This is a genomic window from Rhizobium sp. 768_B6_N1_8 (assembly GCF_051811225.1).
Classification (GTDB): domain Bacteria; phylum Pseudomonadota; class Alphaproteobacteria; order Rhizobiales; family Rhizobiaceae; genus Rhizobium.
Map to the genome: position 1 here is coordinate 886008 of NZ_JBPWPV010000001.1, position 18996 is coordinate 905003.

An 18996-nucleotide genomic window follows, 5' to 3' on the forward strand; every position below is an offset into this window, starting at 1 on the left:
GAAACGAAGATGAGGCAAAGCAATGTTTGAACCGATCAGGAAATTCGCCCGCGCCCTTCGCGCTCCGACCGCTCAGGAACGTGAAATGGCATATCTCAATGGCTCGCATGACCGTATTGATCTTGAATATCGTCAGCGTCAGGTCGATCGCGGCATCTTCCGTAATCGCTAATCACTGAGATATACTTGACGTAAGGAAGGGGGCGTTATGCATGGTCCACGCCCCTTGGAAGAAAAGAAGAATAGACGGCCTGTTTGTGAAGCGGTTCCATTTGCCGCTCTTGTCATGGCGGTGTGCACTGCACTAAATACGCGCCATGTTGTTTCGCCGTCGCAAGCCTGCGGGATTTAAGGAAAAGCTGCGAGAGCTCGTATGGCCTCGCAAGGGTTTTCTGCGCCCGCCAAAATATCTCATGATGCGCGTCCTGCGCCTGACTGCCTCGCCGCATGCCGTTGCGGTGGGCGTCGCTGCGGGTGTCTTCGTTTCGTGGACACCCTTTATCGGCGTGCATTTCGTCATGGCCTTCGTGATCACCTATTTCCTGTCGGGCAATATGGTGGCGGCGGCACTTGGCTGCGCGGCCTTCGGTAATCCGCTGACCTATCCCTTCATCTGGGGCATTACCTGGGAAGTCGGCCACCTGCTGCTCAGCCGGCAGGACCAGATGGCCGGACAGACGATCGATCTTGCTGAGCTCTTCCACAAGCTGCAATTCACGGAACTCTGGAAACCGGTGCTGGAGCCGATGCTGATCGGCGCCATCCCGCCGGCGGCTATCACCTCGGTTGCGCTTTATGTACTGACATTCTACACCGTGAGGGGCTTTCAGGCGCGTCGCCGCGCCCGGCTGATGGAACGTGCGCGTCTCAGGCTCGGCGATCCCGCCACCGAGATGCCGACCGTCTGAGCCCGAAGCAGTTCTATCCCGAAAGGCCTCTCGCATGATCATCGGCATTGGCAGCGACCTCATCGACATCAGGCGCGTGGAGAAATCCATCGAGCGCTTTGGTGAGCGCTTCACGCATCGCTGTTTCACCGAGATCGAGCGTGCGCGCTCGGATCGCCGCGCCAACCGCGCCGAATCCTATGCCAAGCGCTTCGCCGCCAAGGAGGCCTGCTCCAAGGCACTCGGCACCGGGCTTTCGCAGGGCGTTTTCTGGAAGGATATGGGCGTCGTCAACCTGCCGAGCGGTAAGCCAACGATGCAGTTGACGGGCGGTGCCGCCACCGTCCTTGAGGCCATGCTGCCGGCCGGCCATAAGGCCGCCATTCATTTGACAATAACGGATGATTATCCCTTGGCTCAGGCTTTTGTGATCATCGAAGCGCTGCCGAATGCCGTATGATAGCGACGTCTCGTCGCTTTTAATGCTGTCGTTATTGCCGCCACCGGCCGAAGCCGCTAGAGAGAACATCAGAAAGAAATGCGCCTTCATGGCGTCTTGAAGGAATAAGACTGCGTGTCCGAAAAAGTCGAAGCCAAGCCGAATGCCCTCTGGGAAAATATCAAGGTCATCATCCAGGCTCTCGTCCTGGCAATGATTATCAGAACTGTCCTGTTCCAGCCCTTTACCATTCCCTCAGGCTCGATGATGCCGACCTTGCTGGTCGGTGACTATATCTTCGTCAACAAATTTGCTTACGGCTATTCGAAATATTCGCTGCCTTTCTCGCCTGACATTTTCAGCGGCCGCATTTTTGGTTCCGATCCGAAGCGCGGCGATATCGTCGTTTTCCGTTTCCCGCCGAATCCTGAGGTCGATTACATCAAGCGCGTCGTCGGCCTTCCGGGCGATCATATCCAGGTCACCGAGGGTATTCTCTACATCAACGGCAAGCCGGTTCCGAAGGTGCCCGATGGCACTTTCAACTCCGACTACAAGCTCGATCCGGGCCAGGACGTGCCGGTGTTCCGCGAGACGCTGGATGATGGCAAGACCTATGATACGCTCGACCAGTCGCCGGTTTCTCGCGGCGACAACACCCGCGAGTTCATCGTTCCGGAAGGCCATTACTTCATGATGGGCGATAATCGCGACAACTCGCTCGACAGCCGCTTCGACGTCGGCTTTGTCCCGGCGGAAAACCTTGTCGGCCGCGCCAGCGTCATCTTCTTCTCGCTGGGCAACGATACGTCCTTCCGCGAAATCTGGAAATGGCCGACCAACATGCGCTGGGACCGTCTCTTCAAGGTTGTTGAATGAGCAAGGCGCAGGCGCTCTCAGCGGCGGACCGCGCAAAGCTTGAAACCCTGATCGGGCATGAATTTGCCGAGAAGGAACGTCTTGACCGCGCGCTGACCCACGCCAGCGCGCGCACCGACAAGGGCAATTACGAGCGGCTTGAATTTCTCGGCGACAGGGTTCTCGGGCTCTGTATCGCCGAGTTGTTGTTTCGCACCTTCGGTGCCGCGACCGAAGGCGAGCTTTCGGTGCGCCTGAACCAGCTCGTCAGCGCCGAAACCTGCGCGGCAGTTGCCGACGAACTCAATCTCCACCTCTATATCCGCACCGGTGCCGACGTAAAGAAACTGACCGGCAAGCGCATGATGAACGTGCGCGCCGATGTCGTCGAAAGCCTGATCGCCGCGCTCTATCTTGATGGCGGCCTGGAGGTCGCCCGCCGCTTCATTCTGCGCTATTGGGAGGGCAGGGCGGTGCGTGCCGATGGCGCCCGCCGTGATGCGAAGACCGAGTTGCAGGAATGGTCGCACGCCAAATATGGCGTCACGCCCGTCTACCGGGTTGAAGAACGCAGCGGACCGGATCATGATCCGCGCTTCAAGGTGACTGTAGAAGTCGCTGGCGTTGCACCGGAAACAGGCATAGAGCGCTCTAAGCGCGCCGCAGAACAGGTCGCCGCGACGAGAATGCTCGAGCGCGAAGGCATTTGGCAGTCGACATCTGCCGGAAATTGACGGGATCAATGACAGAAGAAAACGAAATGGCGGCCGAAAGCTCCGCTGAAAGCAATCCGACGCATTCCGGCTTCGTCGCCCTGATCGGCCCGACCAACGCCGGCAAGTCGACGCTGGTCAACCGCCTCGTCGGCGCCAAGGTGTCGATCGTCAGCCACAAGGTGCAGACGACGCGCGCCATCGTGCGTGGCATTGCCATCCACAACAACGCGCAGATCGTCTTTATGGACACGCCCGGCATCTTCAAGCCGCGCCGCCGCCTCGATCGCGCCATGGTCACATCCGCTTGGGGTGGTGCCAAGGATGCCGATCTCATCATGCTGCTGATCGACAGCGAACGCGGTCTGCGTGGTGATGCCGAAGCGATTCTCGAAGGCCTGAAGGATGTTCCCCAGAGGAAGATCCTCGTTCTCAACAAGATCGACCGCGTCAATCGCGAGCTGCTTCTGGCGATTGCCGCAACTGCAAACCAGAAGGTTGAGTTCGAGCAGACCTTCATGATCTCGGCAGAGAACGGTTCAGGCTGCGACGATGTGATGGATTATCTGGCAAAGACCCTGCCGGAAGGCCCCTGGTATTATCCGGAAGACCAGATCTCCGATCTGCCGATGCGCCAGCTCGCCGCCGAAATCACCCGCGAGAAGCTTTTCCTGCGCCTGCATCAGGAGCTTCCCTATTCCTCGCATGTCGAGACGGAAAAATGGGAAGAGCGCAAGGATGGCTCCGTGCGCATCGAACAGGTCATTTATGTCGAGCGCGACAGCCAGAAGAAGATCGCACTCGGCAAGGGCGGCGAAACGATCAAGGCGATCTCATCGGCGTCGCGCCGCGAGCTGGCGGAAATCCTTGAACAGCCAGTCCATCTCTTCCTGTTCGTCAAGGTGCGTGAGAACTGGGGCGATGATCCCGAGCGCTTCCGTGAAATGGGCCTCGAATTTCCGCGCTAAGGCATATCGCGCAAAGTGTACAGCGGTTTTGCGATAACAACATGCGAAAACAAGAACCTGGAGCGCGACAAGCGAATCTGAAAGATCGCGACGCGCTTTAGTTTGACGAGAAAACTGACAAGGGGCACTCAGTCCTTTGTTTTTCTATAAAAATCGCTGCCTGTTCCAAGGAACAAATCGGCCTGCCTGCGCATTGATCTGCCAACGGCGCTGCACCCTGCAGCGCCGGTTTTTGCGACAGCAGGGACAAGATGGCGACGGCAAAACCCACCCATTCCTTCAAGACGCCCTGCGAGCAGTGTCCGTTGCGGCCATTGCCGCATTTCCGGGAGTTCAGCCGCGACGAGCTGGAATTCGTTTCGACATTCAAAAGGGGCGAACTGGCCGTCGATGCCGGTGCGACCGTCCTGGTCGAAGGTGCCCACAGCGCCCATCTCTTTACAGTGCTCTCAGGCTGGGGCTTCCGCTACAAGATGTTGGAGGATGGCCGCCGGCAGATCCTGAACTACATCATGCCGGGCGACCTGATCGGCTTGCAGGGTACGATCATGGGCGAGATGCAGCATTCGGTGGAGGCCCTGTCGCCGGTGACGCTCTGCGTCTTCGAGCGCGACAAGCTGATGACCCTTTATAACAAGCACCCTTCGCTTGCCTTCGATATTACCTGGATCGCGGCGCAGGAGGAGCGCATTCTCGACGAGCACCTGTTGAGCATCGGCCGTCGTACGGCACTCGAAAGAGCCGCCTATCTCATCGCCTTCCTGTTTGAACGCGCAAGGAAGCTCAACCTTTTCAACGGCCGCAATGTTATCCCGATCACGCAGCAGCATATTGCCGACACGCTTGGTCTTTCGATCGTTCACACCAACAAGACCCTGAAAAAGCTTGCAGGACGCAACCTGATCCGTTGGCAGGAGCGCGGCTGCGACGTGCTGGACGGGGAGGGGCTGATGCAGATGGCCGGCTGGGAAGGACTGCGCGAAGGAAAGCGCCCTTTCATCTAAAGCATGTCGCACAAAACTGTGCAGCGGTTTTGCGACAACGACATGCGCCAAACAATAACTTAAAGCGTTGCGAGCGGATCTGAAAGATCGCGACACGCTTTAGAATCTCTCCCGGTCGGATTGGTCAACCTTGATGTCTTTTTTAAATGCAAATTGGCGTCAGGGAAACTAGAGTCACGTCATCTTTCCTCCGACTTTCGTTTTTATCGACCGGAGACAAAAATGTGGCTATTCAGTTATGGTGGGCAACCACCGTCAACGGTCCAGGCGGGGTACCGACGGAATGATGTTTGCAAAAAGGCCGAAGCGCTGCAATGTTTGCGCTTCACGAGGGGCATGGAGATCATGAACGCAAGAACCCGTGTTCTGGTCCTGGAAGACAGTCTGATCATCGCGATGGAGGCGGAGGACATCCTGCGCCTCGTTGGTGCTGATACCATCGATATTGCCAATAGCGTCGATCAGGCCAGGGACGCAATCCAGGTCGCGGATTACGATTTCGCGCTTCTCGACGTGAATCTGGGAGAGGCGATGAGCTTCGATTTCGCGCGCGATCTGTCGCTGGCCAATATTCCGTTCGGCTTCGTTAGCGGCTATTCCGATACGCAGGATTTCCCGACCGACCTTCAGGATGTGCCCCTTCTCGTCAAGCCTTTCGATGAGAATGCGATGCGCGACTTCCTCCAGAAGCTTTTCCCGTCGCCGGCGGAATGACATAGTTCGAGCCGTGGTTTAAAATGGATCGGCAGGCTGAAGGACGGTTTTCCGATGCAATGGCAGGACCAGGCGATCATTCTTGGCGTCAAGCGCCACGGCGAGACGAGTGTCATCGCCGAGGTGATGACACGTGAGCGCGGCCGTCATCTCGGTCTCGTTCGCTCCGGCCGTTCGCGCACCATGCAGCCGGTGCTGCAGCCCGGCAATGAGGTGGAAGTCACCTGGCGTGCCCGGCTGGATGAACATCTCGGTGAATTCCGCCTCGAACCGGTAAAGCTGCGCGCCGCACGGCTGATGGAGACGGCGACCGCCGTTTACGGCGTGCAGGCCATGGGCGCCCTTCTGCGCCTGCTGCCGGAGCGCGATCCGCATCCGCATCTCTTCGAGGCTTTGGAAGTCATCCTCGATCATCTCCACAATCCCACCGATGCCGGTGAGCTTTTCGTACGTTTCGAGCTTGCGGTGCTGAACGACCTCGGCTTCGGGCTCGATCTTACCGAATGTGCGGCGACAGGGACCCGCGCCGATCTCGCCTATGTCTCGCCGAAATCCGGCCGTGCCGTGAGCCGTGGTGCCGGAGAGCCTTGGGCCGACAAGATGCTGGTTTTGCCGGCATTCCTGAGTGTGCAGGAAAACCATGCGGCCGATTTCGAAAGCCTCACGGCAGCATTCCGTCTGACTGGATTCTTTCTGCATCGCCATGTCTATGAACCGCGTGGTCTGGAGGCTTCGGCAGCGCGTGAAGGTTTCGTTCAAGCGGCACTCAAAGCGCTGAATCCGGCTGCGCGGACGCTTCTACGGCCGGATGAACTTTCTGCCTGAACGGCTTTTCATCCCTGCAAAACGGTCTTCAGTTTTGGCGGTTTACCCCCACGCGCCGCATCCCTATCTCTCCGGCAACGGAAAGTCTATGCGCTCAAGGAGGAAGCCATGCTGACCAGGCCCGATACATCGACCACCATCACGCTCTGGAACGGGCAGGAGGTTCCCCGCCTCGGCATGGGCTGCTGGGCGATCGGCGGTCCGTTCTTCGCGGGCGATACGCCGCTCGGCTGGGGCGAGGTGGACGACAATGAATCCATCGCCGCGATCAACCGCGCGATCGACCTTGGCATTCGCTTTTTCGATACGGCCTCGAATTACGGCGCCGGCCATTCGGAAGAGGTTCTGGGACAGGCGATCGGCAATCGCGCCGACATCGTCATCGCCACCAAGTTCGGCTTTGCCACCAATCCGGAGACGAAGCAGGCGACCGGTGCCTTTGCCGATCCGGCCTTCATCCGCCAGTCCGTCGAGACGTCGCTCCGCCGGCTGACACGGGAGCGCCTCGACCTCCTGCAATTCCACATCAATGATTTTCCGCTGGATCAGTCCGACGAGGTCTTCGATACGCTGCAGGCCCTGCGGACGGAGGGCAAGATCGATGCATTCGGCTGGAGCACGGATTTCCCCGATCGCGCTGCCCGCCATGCCCGCCGCCCCGGCTTCGTCTCGATCCAGCATACGATGAACGTCTTCGAGCCCGTGCCCCAGATGATCGATGTCGTCGAGAAGAACGGCCTCATCTCCATCAATCGCGGTCCGCTGGCCATGGGCCTGCTGACAGGCAAGTTCACGCCGGACAAGGCCGTGGGCGCCAAGGACGTGCGCGGCGCAGCACTCGAATGGATGATCTATTTCAAGGATGGGCGTATCGCGCCCGAATTCGCCGCAAGGCTCGACGCCGTGCGCAGTCTGCTCACATCTGAGGGACGCACGCTGACGCAGGGCGCGCTCGCCTGGCTCTGGGCGCGCTCGCTGCGCACCCTGCCCATTCCCGGTTTCCGGACCGTGGCCCAGGTCGAGGAAAATGCCGGCGCACTGGAAAAGGGTCCATTGCCGGCCGATGTGATGGCGGAGATCGACGCGGCACTTGCCGGTGTCTGAGACCGGGTTCAGGCTCGGGCACGAACCTTGAAGGTCCAGCCTTCCGGCCGCGCATCGATGATCTTCACCTCGTCGCCGATCGCGACCCTGCCGGTACCGCGCGGGGTCACGTTCCAGCCGAAAAGCGGACCAGGCACGCGCCGGTCTCCCGACATGCGGATGCGGCCCATGGCGGGCATGGGGTTCGCCACCTCGCGTGAACCCGTCAACTGGTCCTGTGTCGTCATGATGCAGCGGGCGCAGGGCTTGACGAGGTCGAAGCGGATGCCCGCGATCTCGATCGCAGCCCAGCGGTCCTCGGCCCAGGCCTCGTCCGTGTCTATGACGATATTCGGCCGGAAGCGCTCCATGCCGATGCCGCCTTCGGCATGGGCCGAGAGATCGGCGTTCAGCGCCGTCAGCGATCCCGTCGTCGTCACCAGGATCTGGTAGCCGTCGGTAAAGGTGACCGGTGTGTTTTCGCCTGCCCATTCGGCATTGGCCGTTCGTTTGGCAGCACCGTCGAAGAAGACGAGTTTCACCGCGCGGCCGAGCCATTCCGAAAGTCTGGCATTGCTGTCATCGTCGGCAACGGCAGCGCTGACGACCGATTTCCAGACCGTGACATCGAGCCGCCGGTCCGGATGCGGCGGCGGTACGGCGATGTCAGGCTCGCCCTGCATCATCAACCGGAAGGCGCCGGCCTCGGGCCGTACGTCGATGCGGGCAAGGGTCGGGAGCTCGCGCTGCGTAATGAAATGTCCGTCCGCGTCCGTCACCATGGCGCGCCGGTCGCCGGGCAGGCCATAGGCATCGATCTCGGTAAAGGGCAGGGCGATGCCGCGGGCGCTCTTGAGCGGGTAGATGAAGAGATCGCTGACACGCATCATAGGCTCCTAGATTTCATCCATAAATGCCGCGAGGAAGTCGCGCAGGCTCCTGTCGCGGGCTGCGGCCAGTTCGCGGCCGGTCCGGGTCTGGAAACCATCCGCCAGTTTGAACAGCTTCGTCTGGAAATGGTCAATCGCATAACGCTTGTCATCGAGCGGCCGGTCCTCGGAAGCCGGATCGAAAGGATCGTAGAGGCCCGATCCGAGCCGACCTGCAATATAGAAACAGCGCGCCGCGCCGACCATGCCGATGGCATCCAGCCGGTCGGCATCCTGCAGGATTTTCGCCTCCAGCGTTTCCGGCGGCACGTTCGCCGAGAAGCTGTGCGCGGTCACCGCATGGGCGACATCAGCGATATCCTCATCGCCCCATCCAAGCTCTTTCAATATCCGCGACGCTTTTTCTGCGGCGAGTGCCGATGCCTGGGCGCGCAGCGGCGAATTCTTCTCGACGGCGACGCAATCATGCAGCAGAACGGCAGCGGCCAGCACGTGGCCCTTGCCGCCTTCTGCGGCGTGGAGGCGCATGGCATTACGGAAGACACGCAGGATATGGGCGAGGTCGTGGGACCCGTCGTCACCCTCGGTCGCATGTGGAATGAGCTCCACAGCCAGAGACTCGTGGGGAGAGAAGGCTTCGGCCTTGAACATCGTCGTCACCGGTTTTCAAAGGGTTCGTATACCGTCGATAACGGCTTGGCCGGCGAGTCGCAACGTGCCGAGATCAGCGCCGGAATTTGGCGAACGGCGTAATGCCATTCGCCTTTGGCGGCATGGACAGCATGCGGGTCGCATCGCCAAACGGTTTTGGGGCGCTGATATAATAGCCCTGGATCTCGTCACACGCTTCGCGTTCGAGCAGCGCCATCTGCTCTGCGGTTTCCACGCCCTCCACGGTCACGCGCATGCCAAGCGCATCGCCAAGCAGGATGATCGCACGCATGATCGCATGTGCTTCCCTGTTCTCGGCGATGTCGTTCACGAAGGACTTGTCGATCTTGATCTTGTCGAACGGGAAGCTCGAGAGGTAGCTCAGCGACGAATAGCCCGTCCCGAAATCGTCCATGGAGATGCGGATGCCGCGTTCCCTGAGCGCATGCAGGATCGGCATTACCTCATCACGATTTTCCATCAGCACGCTTTCGGTGATCTCCAGTTCGAGACGCGAAGGAGAAAGTTCTGCGGCAGCAAGCGCCTCGCCGACATCCTTCGGCAGGTCGCTGCTGCTGAACTGGATAGCCGAGACATTGACGGCAATCTTGATATCCTCGGGCCATTGCGCTGCATCGTTGCAGGCGCGGCGTAAAACCCAGCGGCCGATATCGACCACGAGGCCGACCTCTTCGGCAAGCGGAATGAAATCCATCGGCGAGACCCGGCCGCGCACTGGATGATTCCAGCGGATCAGCGCCTCGAAGCCGCAGATGCGATGCTGCGTCAGGTCGTAGAGCGGCTGGTAGTGAAGTTCGAATTCCTCGTTGTGCACGGCAGCCCGCAGGTCGGCCTCCAGCGCGTGACGGGCCTGCATCTTCTCGTCCATCTCGACGGTGAAGAAGCGTTCATGCCGGCGCCCGTCCGCCTTGGCGTGGGAGAGTGCCATCGCCGCATTGCGCAGCAGCTTGTCGGTCTCGACAGCATCGTCAGGGGCAATCGAAATGCCCATGGAAACACTGAGTTCCACCTGCTTGTCGCTGCGGAAGAAGGGTTCGCTGAGCTCACGGCGGATCTGGTCGGCAAGTGCTGTGATGTTCCACGGCTGCTGGCGGTGCGTCTGCAGGATCGCGAATTCGTCCGAGCCGAGACGGGCAAGAATGTTTTCCGAGCCGGCCGAGGCGCGGATGCGCTCTGCGACCTGCTGCAGGATCTTGTCGCCAGCAGAAACACCCATCGTATTGTTGATCGACTTGAACCGGTCGAGATTGAGATGCACGAGCGCGATCTGCTCGTCTTCCTTGCGCTCGGCAAGGGCCGCATCGAGCTGCTCGCGGAAGCGAATGCGGTTCGGCAGACCGGTCAGCGGATCGTGATGGGCGAGATAGGTAATGCGCTCGGCGGCCTTGCGGTCTTCGGTAATGTCGGCATGGATGGCGATATTGCTGCCGTCGGCAAGGATGGTAACGACGCTCTGGATGATGCGGCCGTCATCCATCAGCCATTCGCGCCGACGGATGCGTCCTGCCTTCGAGGAAGCTCCCTGGCCTTCCTTCCTGCTGCGTGTCCTGGCACCGGCCTGCTCGGTGCCACGCGTCTTGTGCATCAGGTCGGCAATCGTGGTGCCGGGCGTGACATCGCCGTCGCTAAAGCCGAAGAGCTGGCGGAAGCGCAGGTTGGAAAGGGTCAGCCGCTGGTCCGCATCGAACACGCTGAGGCCGAGCGGCAGGTTGTTCAGGACAATTTCGAAGAGCTTGCGCTGTTCCGCAAGGGCCTGCGTGGTGGAACTGATCGTTTTCTGCAGTTCGCGGTTTTCGATGAGCAGCGTCCCGGCGCTGCGCTCGATTTCATCATATTCGCTTTCATGGCTGCGATAGGTCGCGATGACGAGCTCCATCAGATGCTCTGCATCGATCGATCCGTCCTCATCGACGGCCTGCGTGCACTGTTGCCAGAAAAGCGTCTCAGCTTTCATGCGCACGAGTCCCCTCGCGGGACGATTGCGATGGAAGCATGGCAAAAGGCGAAGGCGTCTTCGACTGGCAAAGGTGCCATATCGAGCCGGGCATGAAAAAGACCTCTCTAAAATGGATGCAAGAATCATTTTTTGTAAGCAGCAGGTGGCCATTTCCGGCAACTCGCAGGCGGCATCTTCTACCGGGCCGATTAATAATCGGTTGCAACTCCCGGCCATTATAGCTAGCCGGCAATTTGCGTGTATCTCGCAAACTACTGAAATACCGAGGAAACCTGGCTTTTTGAGGCAATTGGAAAGTGCCGCGGAAATGGGTCGTTACACTTTGTCAACTATGGTTAATCGAGTGTTAACAGCTTATTGACCGAAGCCGCAAATCAGTTTAGTCAACAATCCAGTCCTTGATATTTCCCACCCGCGTATTGCGTACAGACTCTCACCGGAAGAAGCGGTGAACGGAGGTTTGTATGACTGTTATTTCATCAGTTCCAGACATCTCTTATGCATATTTGGCAACGCTCTCGCGGCTTGATGCCAATGGTGACGGCGTCTTGAGCCGCACGGAACGTGCGGCAGATGAGAAGCCCGGCATCATCAGAGAGTTTCTCGAAGATGATGATGGCGATAATACGCAGCCGAAATATCCGAGCAGCCTCGTCGCGCTCATGATGGAATACAGCGACAACGGCTCGGCAACCGGCACGGCCGTTCCCTATGCGCTGCAGCAGGTTGCTCCTGATGCTGATGACCAGGCGATGCAGATCTATCGCAATACCTACGGCGAGTTCGATCTCGGTATCGCCGCCTGAGCCTTAGTCGTAGACTGCAGAAGTCGAGCCGGCCTCGTGGCCGGCTTTTTCTTGCCTTTTATGCAGGCAGGAACACCTTCCCTCGTGAGGCGTTGGGACACAGTCCCCGAAACGGAAGGAAACCTGATGAAAATCATATGCACCATCGCTGCCCTCGGGCTGCTTGCGGCGGCGTCCCAAGGCTTTGCCCAGGACAAGCAGACGGCGACGGCAAATTTTATCGGCCCTGACGGCAAGGAGGCCGGCCGCGCCACACTCACCGCTGCGGCCAATGGTGGTGTCTTCATCGAGGCGGAAATCTCCGGCCTGCCCGTCAATAAATGGGTCGCCTTTCATATTCATGAGACCGGCCGCTGCGATGCCGCGACCCATCACGAATCGGCCGGCGGTCATTTCAATCCGACCAAGGCCGAGCATGGTTTCCTGGCCGCCAAGGGACCGCATGCCGGCGATATGCCGAACCAATATGTCGGTCAGGACGGCATCCTGCGCGCACAGGTCTTCGACACCATGATCTCGCTCGACGGCAAGGAGGATGGTGTGCGTGGCCGCGCGCTGATGGTGCATGCCGATTCCGATGATTATCGAACCCAGCCTTCGGGCGGCGCCGGCGACAGGATCGCCTGCGGCGTGATCAAATAGGTTATGGCTGCGTTTGCGCGGACGTCTTCGGCGTCCTCTTGCGGGCCGAAACCCTGACCTGCGCTTCCTCGCGTGCCGGTTCGGGAACGGGAGCGTTCGAAACCTCCGCCGGAGCGTCGCCAACCTCGCCCCTTTTGTCAAAGGCAAGCTTGACGCGCTTGATCATGTCGCGACTGAGGCTCCACCAGTCGCCGGTCGATGCCCAGTAGCGCAACGTCACGCTGACCGCACTGTCGCTGAGACTATCAATGAAGACACTCGGCGCCGGCGTCTTGAGTACGCGCTTGTCGGCGGTTGCTAGCTTCATCAGCGTCTCCATGGCGAGATCGAGATCGTTCTGATGCGTAATGTTGATCTTCACTTCGTTCTGCCGCGTCGGCTGGCGGCTGTAATTGGTGATCGGCGTGTTCCAGAGCGTTGAATTGGGTGCCAACCGGTAGAGACCGTCTCCGGTTCTAAGCTCGGTGGCAAACAGGCCGATCTCAAGAACCGTTCCCGAGACGCTGCTCGTCTCAATATATTCCCCGACGCGGAACGGGCGCAGCACGAGCAGCATGATGCCGGCAGCGATATTCTGCAACGTGCCCTGCAGCGCCAGACCGACGGCAAGGCCGGCGGCGCCGAGTGTGGCGATAATCGATGCCGTCTGCACGCCGAACTGCCCGAGAACGGTGACGAAGACCAGCACCAGCAGCGCATAGCGCACCACATTGGTGAAGAAACGGGCGAGCGTCTCGTCGATGCCGCGTACGCGCGAGATGCCCTCATAGGCCCAGCGGCTGATGAGGCTCGCCGTCACCCAGCCAACGATGAGCAGGATGATCGCCCCGAGGATGGAAAAGGAATATTGTACGGCAAGCGCGCTCGCCTGATCGAGCGCTGAGCGGGTTGCAATGATAAGGTCGGTGGCCTGCTGTTCCATCACGTACTCCTCGAATGCCTCGTCGGGGGCTAGATGGAGCAGGGGTGAGGAGCGTCAACCGTTTGAATCGCCCCTGACGGTCAGCACGAAGGGCGCGTTGCCGTCGGCGTCTGCACCGCGGCCGATGGCTCTCACGGCATCGACGAGCCGGCCGCGCCGGTCAAGCAGCGCATCGCCGATTTCGACGATCCGGGCATTCGGCGTCGCATAGGGCGAGGCGGTTCGCAGCCGCCGGGTAAGCGCCATATCCTCCTGCTCGGGCGCGAGCGAGAGAGCCGCTATCAGCGCCGCGGCAGGCGAGCGCGACACGCCCATCCAGCAATGGACGAGCAGCGGTGCTTCCTGCTGCCAGCCGGCGGCAAAATCGATGATCGCCCGCACATGCTTTTCGTCGGGCGCCACCAGATCGCCCGTGCCCTTGAAGGCAATATCGTTCATGTTGAGCAGCAGATGCCGGTCGGCCTTGATGACACCTGGCCGGTGAAAGGCCTGCTCCTTTGCCATCAGGCTGATCATCTCGCGCGCCTTGTGCCGCACGGCCATTTCGGCGATGCGCGCCAGTGGGGAAACCACGATCACGGTCACGACGCGATGCCCCGCTCCGCCTCGATCTCAGCGAAACGCTCGCAGAAGAGCCGCTGCGCTTCGAGCGCCGGGACGGGATCGATCGAGAGCATGTCCCGGGTGATACCACGCGGCTGACCGAAGAATTTTTGCGCCTCCGCAGGCGTGAAGCCGGCAAGGACAGTTGCCTCGAAATAGGCGGCGATCGTATCGGCCTTCTTGATCTTGTCCTTGAGCTCGCGGGAGGGGTGCGGCGGCAGGCCGAAACGCAGATGCACGGCCGCTTCCAGTCGCTTCTCGACGGTCTTGTATCCGCCGCCGACGACGGCCTTGAAGGGGGAGATCATGTCGCCGATCACATATTCGGGCGCGTCATGCAGCAGCGCCATCAGGCAATCGCCGGGTGTGGCCTCATTGAAATGCCGGAAGATGGATTCGACGACAAGGCAGTGCTGCGCAACGGAAAAGGCATGGTCACCCGACGTCTGGCCGTTCCAGCGGGCGACGCGTGCAAGTCCGTGGGCGATATCGCTCAATTCGACGTCGAGCGGTGAGGGATCGAGCAGATCGAGCCGCCGGCCGGACAGCATGCGTTGCCAGGCACGTGGAGCCTTCGCAGTCGTCACGCGCTGGCCTCGTCTGAGGAAGTCGGGAAGCTGAGCCCGGACCAGGCGGGCAGGCTGAGCGTCACGGAAACATCGCCGGCAAGCAGCGGCGTGCCGGATGCCATGGCTTCGCCTGCGCGGTCTATGCGCACGATCGCCAATCCGCTCGACCCCTCGACGGAGCCGAGCATGCCGACCGGCTTGCCATTGGCGGTTATTTCGGTGCCGCTTGCAGGCAGCGCAGTCCCGGCCGAAACGGTCACGACACGGCGTCGTGCCGTGCCGCGATGCTGCATGCGGGACACTACTTCCTGGCCGACATAGCAGCCCTTCTTGAAGGAGAGGCCGCCGTTGAAATCCATCAGCACATCATGCGGAAAAGCGTCCTGAAGCGCATAATCAGGTCCTGACGTGACGATGCCATTCTCGATGCGCAACGCATCGTAGAGCGCCGCATCATCGCTGCCATGATGACCGGCACGACGCAGAACGGTAACATCAGCCTTGGCAAAGCGACTGTCCTTGACGCCTTTTTCGGCATCCTCGCCCCAGGAAACGGTAACACCATCTTCGGCACCTGGCGTCAGCGTCACCGGCGCGCGCAGGCGATACATGGTCAGCCGCTTCAGCAGGGCTTCTCGTTGGGTCGCATCCGTTTCGATGATGAAGTCATCACCCTCGCGCCAGATGACGAAGTCGAACAAGATCTTGCCCTGCGGCGTCAGCAATGCGCCCGGCCGCGCCTCGTCCGCACCGAGCGAGACGATGTCTGTGGTGATCAGATTCTGCAGGAAGGATTCTGCTTCCACGCCGCCGACGGCAATGAGCGAGCGGTCTTTCAGGAATACGGCTGGCATGGCGAAACCTGTCGCGTTGGTGATCGCTCAGAGGTAAGTCTTTGAAGCGGATGGTGCAAGCGCTCTACAGTATCGGCCCGAAAATCGGAATCGATTTTCAAAAAGCCTGATGCGTAGATTCAAGGAGTTAGTGCGTCCGAATGGACGCACGGCGCTCCAGCGTCAGTCGCCGGCTGTGAAAAACTTCCATTTGCCATCCGGCGCAATGCCGACGCGATAGAAATTATAGCCGCCGAATTCCTGCATGTCGGAGAGATCGCCTGCCGTGACGATGCGCAGGAGCTCCACGCGTTCCGGCGGTGTCAGCGATTTCAAGTCTTTTTCAGCAAAATAGGGCCAGACATACATTTCCTCGGGCGTGCCCTGACCGACATGCACGAAACCAGTCGAGATAACGTCGAGCATGATCGCGAGGATCTCGTCGCCATCAGGATCGCCGGAGAGATCCTTCAACGTGCCGATTGGATCATCCGTGGGTTCGCCGACCGTCACCTGGGTCTGATCGGCACCGGTCCCCATCAGCGGGCGCAGGCGTTCGAGATCGCCTGAGGCGGCCGCCTCGACGATCTGTTCGCGCATCTTGCGCACCGGTTCCGGCGCCTTGCTGATGTCGTAGATCACTTCGACGGGTTTGGAATCGTCGGATGCGCCTGGCGTCTTGTCGACGCTCTGGCCGCTCTCTTTGTTGACGAGCGGATCTGGCTGGGGAATGCCTGACGAACCGTTCTGCGGTGGAGCCGGCTGCTGTGGGCTCTGCTGCGCCGTGGCAGGCGCATCGGCCTGGCCCGGGATCTTCTGAAGTTCGGAAAGCGCGTAGGCGGAAGAAGCGGACAGCATGCTGCCTGCGGCGAGGCCGATGGCAAGCAGGACCGGCGCGAGCGAAATTCGCGAGGAAATATCTTTACCGGTACGCATGAGACTCTCTGTATTGCCCCTATTGCAGGGTCCTGTTGGTGGAAAACTCACCTGCCAGCATGCGGTCGCGCAACGAGTCCAGCAAGGCCTCGGCACTGTTTTCTCCATGCAGTCTGATCGTCTCGCGCAACGCATGAGCAATCGCAGCATCGGCAATGATTTCAGGCTCGATACCATCGGCCATGCCGTCAGCCCAAGCCTCGTTCTGGTATTCCAGAGCCGCCTGCATCTTTTCGTGGACGATCATGTCGTCGATGTCGTTGAGGCTTGGTTCCATTATCTTTTCCTCAGAACTTCTCATGTCTTACCGCTACGTTAACAACACTAACAGCCTTTTCCCAAAACGACACGGCCGCATGCGAAATCAGGTTAATTAAACGTTAATTTCCAAAGCGCGAAGTAATTTCTGTGGCAAGTGTTGCACCTTCGTTACGGTAGCGCTCTTCTGCCACGATGGCCGCCTGCGTGCAATCCGTGTAAACAGAGGCGAATGCTCGGTATCCGCGATTGAAGGCTGCGGTCAGTTTTTCCTTGCGCTGCGGCTCCCCATTCGTTTCGGAATCAAGTAGTTGCTGCATGTCGGCCCGCCATTCGTCCGCCCCCGGCGCCTTGCAGAGCGTGCGCAGATAATGCACCGAGCCCAGAACCTCCGCCAGCCGCGCCAGCTTGTCGTCATAGGGTACGGTCGCAACCTGCGGCACTATCTCCTCCACCGGCGGAGGCGCATTCTTGCCGCCCTGCGCCCCACCTTGCGCCATTGTGGGACCGGCCCCGACGAGGCCGCCAAAGACGAGAGATGACAAAACAACGCGTCGAACGGGAATCATGCTCCCAGTTGATACAGGGAGCATGACAGGAACAAGGCGGATGCGGCAATTTCCACTTCTATTCTAGTTCCACTTCTATTCTAGCGAGGGCCTCATTCACCGGCGGCCAACCGCTCCGCGCATTCGAGCACGCTCTGTGGCACCGGCATGCGCCGGATCTCTTCCACGCTGTACCATCCGATCGCTGCCGCATCGTCGGCGGCTTCAGCCACCAGGTGGCGGTCCGCCTCGACGCGGAAGACGGAGAGGAAGAAATGGCTGCTGATGCTGCCATCGGGTGCATGCGTCTTCAGGTCATAGGTGGAGAACAGGCGCGGATTTCGTGCCTGAATGCCGGTCTCCTCGAGGAATTCGCGCAGTGCCGTTTCCTCGGGCGTCTCGCCGGGTTCGCCTCGTCCACCGGGAAAGGCATACATATCGGCCGAAGGCGGGTTTCGCCTGAGCACGAGAAGGAACCGGCCATCACGTTCAAGGATGGCGGAAGAGGCGGGTTTGGCTTGGGAGGTCATTGCTTCGCACGCTTTGCTGTGATGGCGCCTTATCCCACGGGCGGCTCACCTTGCGCAACTGTCGGCATTGCATGGAATATGGTTCCACGATTCCTGCGAGATGCCCGTGACCTACCTGATCTATGCCCTTGCCGCCCTCTTCGAAATCGCCGGCTGCTTCGCCTTCTGGGCCTGGCTGCGGCTGGCAAAGCCCGTCTGGTGGCTGGCGCCCGGCATGGCGTCGCTGGCGCTCTTTGCCTGGCTGCTGACGCTGGTGCCGAGCGAGGCGGCCGGGCGCACCTTCGCGGCCTATGGCGGCATTTACATCGTCGCCTCACTGCTGTGGCTATGGCTGGCGGAAAACCGCGTTCCCGATCGCTGGGACATCGGCGGCGCGATGGTCTGCCTCGTCGGGACGGCGATCATCCTCTTTGCACCGCGCAGTTAGAACAATTCCGCAAAAGATGTGCAGCGCCCCCCATTTGGAATTGCTTGAGGGCAAACCGCCTTGACCGATGTCGGGCACGATGCAAAGACATCCCCATGTGCGGACGTTTTGCCCTGACAGAAGTGGTCAAGGATATCGCCGAAGCTTTCAGTCTCGCCGAGCTGGAAGGCTTTCCGGCGCGTTACAATATTGCGCCGACGCAGCCGATCCTCGTCGTCATTGCGGGCGAAGGGCAGGAACCGGGCAGCAACCTGCCGGATCGCCGGGCGCTTCTGGTGCGTTGGGGCTTCACGCCGGGCTGGGTCAAGGATCCCAAGGAATTTCCGCTGCTGATCAATGCGCGCTCGGAAACCGCAATCGGCAAAGCCTCCTTCCGCGCCGCCATGCGCCATCGCCGCATCCTCATTCCGGCCTCCGGCTTCTATGAATGGCATCGACCCTCAAAGGAAAGCGGCGAGAAGGCACAGGCCTATTGGATCCGGCCGCGCCGCGGCGGCGTTATCGCCTTTGCCGGCCTCATGGAGACATGGTCCTCGGCCGATGGGTCTGAGGTCGATACCGGCGCCATCCTGACGACCAAGGCCAACAGCGCGATCTCTTCGATCCACGACCGCATGCCCGTCGTCATCAAGCCGGAGGATTTTTCCCGCTGGCTGGACTGCAAGACGCAGGAGCCGCGTGAGGTCGCCGACCTGATGCAGCCGGTCCAGGAGGATTTCTTCGAGGCGATCCCGGTCTCCGACAAGGTCAACAAGGTCGCCAATATGGGGCCGGATCTGCAGGATCCAGTGCCGCTCGAAAAGGTGCCGAAGCAGCCGCAGAAAAAGACATCTGACGACGGCCAGCTCAGCTTCTTTTGAAACCCGAACCCACCATCCTGTTGAATGGAAAACCCGGTGATCTCTGCCAGCC

The 18996-nt window shown here is 60.1% G+C and carries 25 protein-coding genes; 14 read left to right on the plus strand and 11 right to left on the minus strand.

The window, feature by feature from the left end; genetic code table 11:
• Positions 1-22 precede the first annotated feature (22 nt).
• From AB8B33_RS04425 to AB8B33_RS04470, 10 genes are all read left to right on the plus strand, one after another.
• The gene (locus AB8B33_RS04425; RefSeq protein ID WP_018115599.1) at positions 23-172 is read left to right on the plus strand and encodes a DUF3563 family protein; all 150 of its coding nucleotides are present in this window, start codon (positions 23-25) and stop codon (positions 170-172) included.
• 145 nt (positions 173-317) lie between these two features.
• Positions 318-908: a DUF2062 domain-containing protein gene (locus AB8B33_RS04430; RefSeq protein WP_439014487.1), complete on the plus strand. Its 591-nt coding sequence runs from the start codon at positions 318-320 to the stop codon at positions 906-908.
• Between the two features lie 34 nt (positions 909-942).
• The gene (gene acpS, locus AB8B33_RS04435; protein WP_439014488.1) at positions 943-1347 is read left to right on the plus strand and encodes a holo-ACP synthase; all 405 of its coding nucleotides are present in this window, start codon (positions 943-945) and stop codon (positions 1345-1347) included.
• 114 nt (positions 1348-1461) lie between these two features.
• Complete coding sequence (gene lepB, locus AB8B33_RS04440) at positions 1462-2205, plus strand: signal peptidase I (protein ID WP_113325277.1); 744 nt, start codon at positions 1462-1464, stop codon at positions 2203-2205.
• Complete coding sequence (gene rnc / locus AB8B33_RS04445) at positions 2202-2918, plus strand: ribonuclease III (RefSeq protein ID WP_113325270.1); 717 nt, start codon at positions 2202-2204, stop codon at positions 2916-2918. The genes lepB and rnc overlap by 4 nt, the downstream gene beginning before the upstream one ends.
• An 8-nt stretch (positions 2919-2926) precedes the next feature.
• Positions 2927-3865 (plus strand): GTPase Era, encoded by a 939-nt coding sequence (gene era, locus AB8B33_RS04450; RefSeq protein WP_310382807.1) that lies wholly within the window; start codon positions 2927-2929, stop codon positions 3863-3865.
• Positions 3866-4116: 251 nt separating this feature from the next.
• Positions 4117-4869 (plus strand): Crp/Fnr family transcriptional regulator, encoded by a 753-nt coding sequence (locus tag AB8B33_RS04455; protein ID WP_439014489.1) that lies wholly within the window; start codon positions 4117-4119, stop codon positions 4867-4869.
• A 222-nt stretch (positions 4870-5091) separates the two neighbouring features.
• Positions 5092-5583, plus strand: coding sequence for a chemotaxis protein CheY (locus AB8B33_RS04460; RefSeq protein ID WP_439014490.1), 492 nt, complete (start codon positions 5092-5094; stop codon positions 5581-5583).
• Between the two features lie 54 nt (positions 5584-5637).
• Positions 5638-6408 (plus strand): DNA repair protein RecO, encoded by a 771-nt coding sequence (recO, locus tag AB8B33_RS04465; protein WP_439014491.1) that lies wholly within the window; start codon positions 5638-5640, stop codon positions 6406-6408.
• Between the two features lie 108 nt (positions 6409-6516).
• The gene (locus AB8B33_RS04470) at positions 6517-7512 is read left to right on the plus strand and encodes an aldo/keto reductase (RefSeq protein WP_439014492.1); all 996 of its coding nucleotides are present in this window, start codon (positions 6517-6519) and stop codon (positions 7510-7512) included.
• Positions 7513-7520: 8 nt separating this feature from the next.
• Here AB8B33_RS04470 and AB8B33_RS04475 read toward each other — a convergent pair whose 3' ends face one another.
• From AB8B33_RS04475 to AB8B33_RS04485, 3 genes are all read right to left on the minus strand, one after another.
• Positions 7521-8378, minus strand: a complete 858-nt coding sequence (locus tag AB8B33_RS04475; protein WP_439014493.1) for an MOSC domain-containing protein — start codon at positions 8376-8378, stop codon at positions 7521-7523.
• A gap of 9 nt (positions 8379-8387) precedes the next feature.
• A complete protein-coding gene (locus AB8B33_RS04480) occupies positions 8388-9032 on the minus strand; it encodes an HD domain-containing protein (RefSeq protein ID WP_113324897.1) in 645 nt (214 codons plus the stop codon).
• Between the two features lie 73 nt (positions 9033-9105).
• Entirely contained in the window at positions 9106-11007 is a 1902-nt protein-coding gene (locus tag AB8B33_RS04485) for a putative bifunctional diguanylate cyclase/phosphodiesterase (RefSeq protein WP_439014494.1), read from the minus strand.
• A 467-nt stretch (positions 11008-11474) separates the two neighbouring features.
• On the opposite strand from AB8B33_RS04485, the gene AB8B33_RS04490 reads away from it, so the two are divergent.
• A complete protein-coding gene (locus AB8B33_RS04490; RefSeq protein WP_439014495.1) occupies positions 11475-11816 on the plus strand; it encodes a hypothetical protein in 342 nt (113 codons plus the stop codon).
• A gap of 126 nt (positions 11817-11942) precedes the next feature.
• Positions 11943-12458, plus strand: coding sequence for a superoxide dismutase family protein (locus AB8B33_RS04495; protein ID WP_310382817.1), 516 nt, complete (start codon positions 11943-11945; stop codon positions 12456-12458).
• Between the two features lies 1 nt (position 12459).
• On the opposite strand, the gene AB8B33_RS04500 is transcribed toward AB8B33_RS04495, so the two are convergent.
• From AB8B33_RS04500 to AB8B33_RS04535, 8 genes are all read right to left on the minus strand, one after another.
• Complete coding sequence (locus AB8B33_RS04500) at positions 12460-13380, minus strand: mechanosensitive ion channel family protein (protein ID WP_439014496.1); 921 nt, start codon at positions 13378-13380, stop codon at positions 12460-12462.
• A 54-nt stretch (positions 13381-13434) separates the two neighbouring features.
• Entirely contained in the window at positions 13435-13965 is a 531-nt protein-coding gene (locus AB8B33_RS04505; RefSeq protein WP_439014497.1) for a tyrosine phosphatase family protein, read from the minus strand.
• Positions 13962-14570 carry an HD domain-containing protein gene (locus AB8B33_RS04510; protein WP_113324903.1) on the minus strand — a complete coding sequence of 203 codons (609 nt, stop codon included), beginning with the start codon at positions 14568-14570 and terminating at the stop codon, positions 13962-13964. Before AB8B33_RS04510 ends, AB8B33_RS04505 begins: the two co-directional genes overlap by 4 nt.
• On the minus strand, positions 14567-15406 hold the full coding sequence (ygfZ, locus tag AB8B33_RS04515; protein WP_439014498.1) for a CAF17-like 4Fe-4S cluster assembly/insertion protein YgfZ: 840 nt from the start codon (positions 15404-15406) through the stop codon (positions 14567-14569). Before ygfZ ends, AB8B33_RS04510 begins: the two co-directional genes overlap by 4 nt.
• A 162-nt stretch (positions 15407-15568) precedes the next feature.
• Entirely contained in the window at positions 15569-16321 is a 753-nt protein-coding gene (locus AB8B33_RS04520; protein WP_439014499.1) for a hypothetical protein, read from the minus strand.
• A gap of 19 nt (positions 16322-16340) precedes the next feature.
• Entirely contained in the window at positions 16341-16598 is a 258-nt protein-coding gene (locus AB8B33_RS04525) for a hypothetical protein (protein WP_007820178.1), read from the minus strand.
• Positions 16599-16701: 103 nt separating this feature from the next.
• The gene (locus tag AB8B33_RS04530) at positions 16702-17172 is read right to left on the minus strand and encodes a TIGR02301 family protein (RefSeq protein ID WP_439014500.1); all 471 of its coding nucleotides are present in this window, start codon (positions 17170-17172) and stop codon (positions 16702-16704) included.
• A 68-nt stretch (positions 17173-17240) separates the two neighbouring features.
• Positions 17241-17657 carry an NUDIX domain-containing protein gene (locus AB8B33_RS04535; protein WP_037095812.1) on the minus strand — a complete coding sequence of 139 codons (417 nt, stop codon included), beginning with the start codon at positions 17655-17657 and terminating at the stop codon, positions 17241-17243.
• Between the two features lie 106 nt (positions 17658-17763).
• On the opposite strand from AB8B33_RS04535, the gene AB8B33_RS04540 reads away from it, so the two are divergent.
• Both AB8B33_RS04540 and AB8B33_RS04545 read left to right on the plus strand, forming a co-directional pair.
• The gene (locus AB8B33_RS04540; RefSeq protein ID WP_439014501.1) at positions 17764-18084 is read left to right on the plus strand and encodes a YnfA family protein; all 321 of its coding nucleotides are present in this window, start codon (positions 17764-17766) and stop codon (positions 18082-18084) included.
• Positions 18085-18179: 95 nt separating this feature from the next.
• Positions 18180-18944, plus strand: coding sequence for an SOS response-associated peptidase (locus AB8B33_RS04545; protein ID WP_310382827.1), 765 nt, complete (start codon positions 18180-18182; stop codon positions 18942-18944).
• Positions 18945-18996: the final 52 nt, after the last annotated feature.

Excerpts from the sequence above, each read along its gene's own strand:
- AB8B33_RS04425 (WP_018115599.1), top strand. The coding sequence starts at position 23 with ATGTTTGAACCGATCAGGAAATTCGCCCGCGCCCTTCGCGCTCCGACC.
- AB8B33_RS04430 (WP_439014487.1), top strand. The coding sequence starts at position 318 with ATGTTGTTTCGCCGTCGCAAGCCTGCGGGATTTAAGGAAAAGCTGCGA.
- acpS (WP_439014488.1), top strand. The coding sequence starts at position 943 with ATGATCATCGGCATTGGCAGCGACCTCATCGACATCAGGCGCGTGGAG.
- rnc (WP_113325270.1), top strand. The coding sequence starts at position 2,202 with ATGAGCAAGGCGCAGGCGCTCTCAGCGGCGGACCGCGCAAAGCTTGAA.
- era (WP_310382807.1), top strand. The coding sequence starts at position 2,927 with ATGACAGAAGAAAACGAAATGGCGGCCGAAAGCTCCGCTGAAAGCAAT.
- AB8B33_RS04455 (WP_439014489.1), top strand. The coding sequence starts at position 4,117 with ATGGCGACGGCAAAACCCACCCATTCCTTCAAGACGCCCTGCGAGCAG.
- AB8B33_RS04460 (WP_439014490.1), top strand. The coding sequence starts at position 5,092 with ATGTGGCTATTCAGTTATGGTGGGCAACCACCGTCAACGGTCCAGGCG.
- recO (WP_439014491.1), top strand. The coding sequence starts at position 5,638 with ATGCAATGGCAGGACCAGGCGATCATTCTTGGCGTCAAGCGCCACGGC.
- AB8B33_RS04470 (WP_439014492.1), top strand. The coding sequence starts at position 6,517 with ATGCTGACCAGGCCCGATACATCGACCACCATCACGCTCTGGAACGGG.
- AB8B33_RS04475 (WP_439014493.1), bottom strand. The coding sequence starts at position 8,378 with ATGCGTGTCAGCGATCTCTTCATCTACCCGCTCAAGAGCGCCCGCGGC.
- AB8B33_RS04480 (WP_113324897.1), bottom strand. The coding sequence starts at position 9,032 with ATGTTCAAGGCCGAAGCCTTCTCTCCCCACGAGTCTCTGGCTGTGGAG.
- AB8B33_RS04485 (WP_439014494.1), bottom strand. The coding sequence starts at position 11,007 with ATGAAAGCTGAGACGCTTTTCTGGCAACAGTGCACGCAGGCCGTCGAT.
- AB8B33_RS04490 (WP_439014495.1), top strand. The coding sequence starts at position 11,475 with ATGACTGTTATTTCATCAGTTCCAGACATCTCTTATGCATATTTGGCA.
- AB8B33_RS04495 (WP_310382817.1), top strand. The coding sequence starts at position 11,943 with ATGAAAATCATATGCACCATCGCTGCCCTCGGGCTGCTTGCGGCGGCG.
- AB8B33_RS04500 (WP_439014496.1), bottom strand. The coding sequence starts at position 13,380 with ATGGAACAGCAGGCCACCGACCTTATCATTGCAACCCGCTCAGCGCTC.
- ygfZ (WP_439014498.1), bottom strand. The coding sequence starts at position 15,406 with ATGCCAGCCGTATTCCTGAAAGACCGCTCGCTCATTGCCGTCGGCGGC.
- AB8B33_RS04520 (WP_439014499.1), bottom strand. The coding sequence starts at position 16,321 with ATGCGTACCGGTAAAGATATTTCCTCGCGAATTTCGCTCGCGCCGGTC.
- AB8B33_RS04525 (WP_007820178.1), bottom strand. The coding sequence starts at position 16,598 with ATGGAACCAAGCCTCAACGACATCGACGACATGATCGTCCACGAAAAG.
- AB8B33_RS04530 (WP_439014500.1), bottom strand. The coding sequence starts at position 17,172 with ATGCTCCCTGTATCAACTGGGAGCATGATTCCCGTTCGACGCGTTGTT.
- AB8B33_RS04535 (WP_037095812.1), bottom strand. The coding sequence starts at position 17,657 with ATGACCTCCCAAGCCAAACCCGCCTCTTCCGCCATCCTTGAACGTGAT.
- AB8B33_RS04545 (WP_310382827.1), top strand. The coding sequence starts at position 18,180 with ATGTGCGGACGTTTTGCCCTGACAGAAGTGGTCAAGGATATCGCCGAA.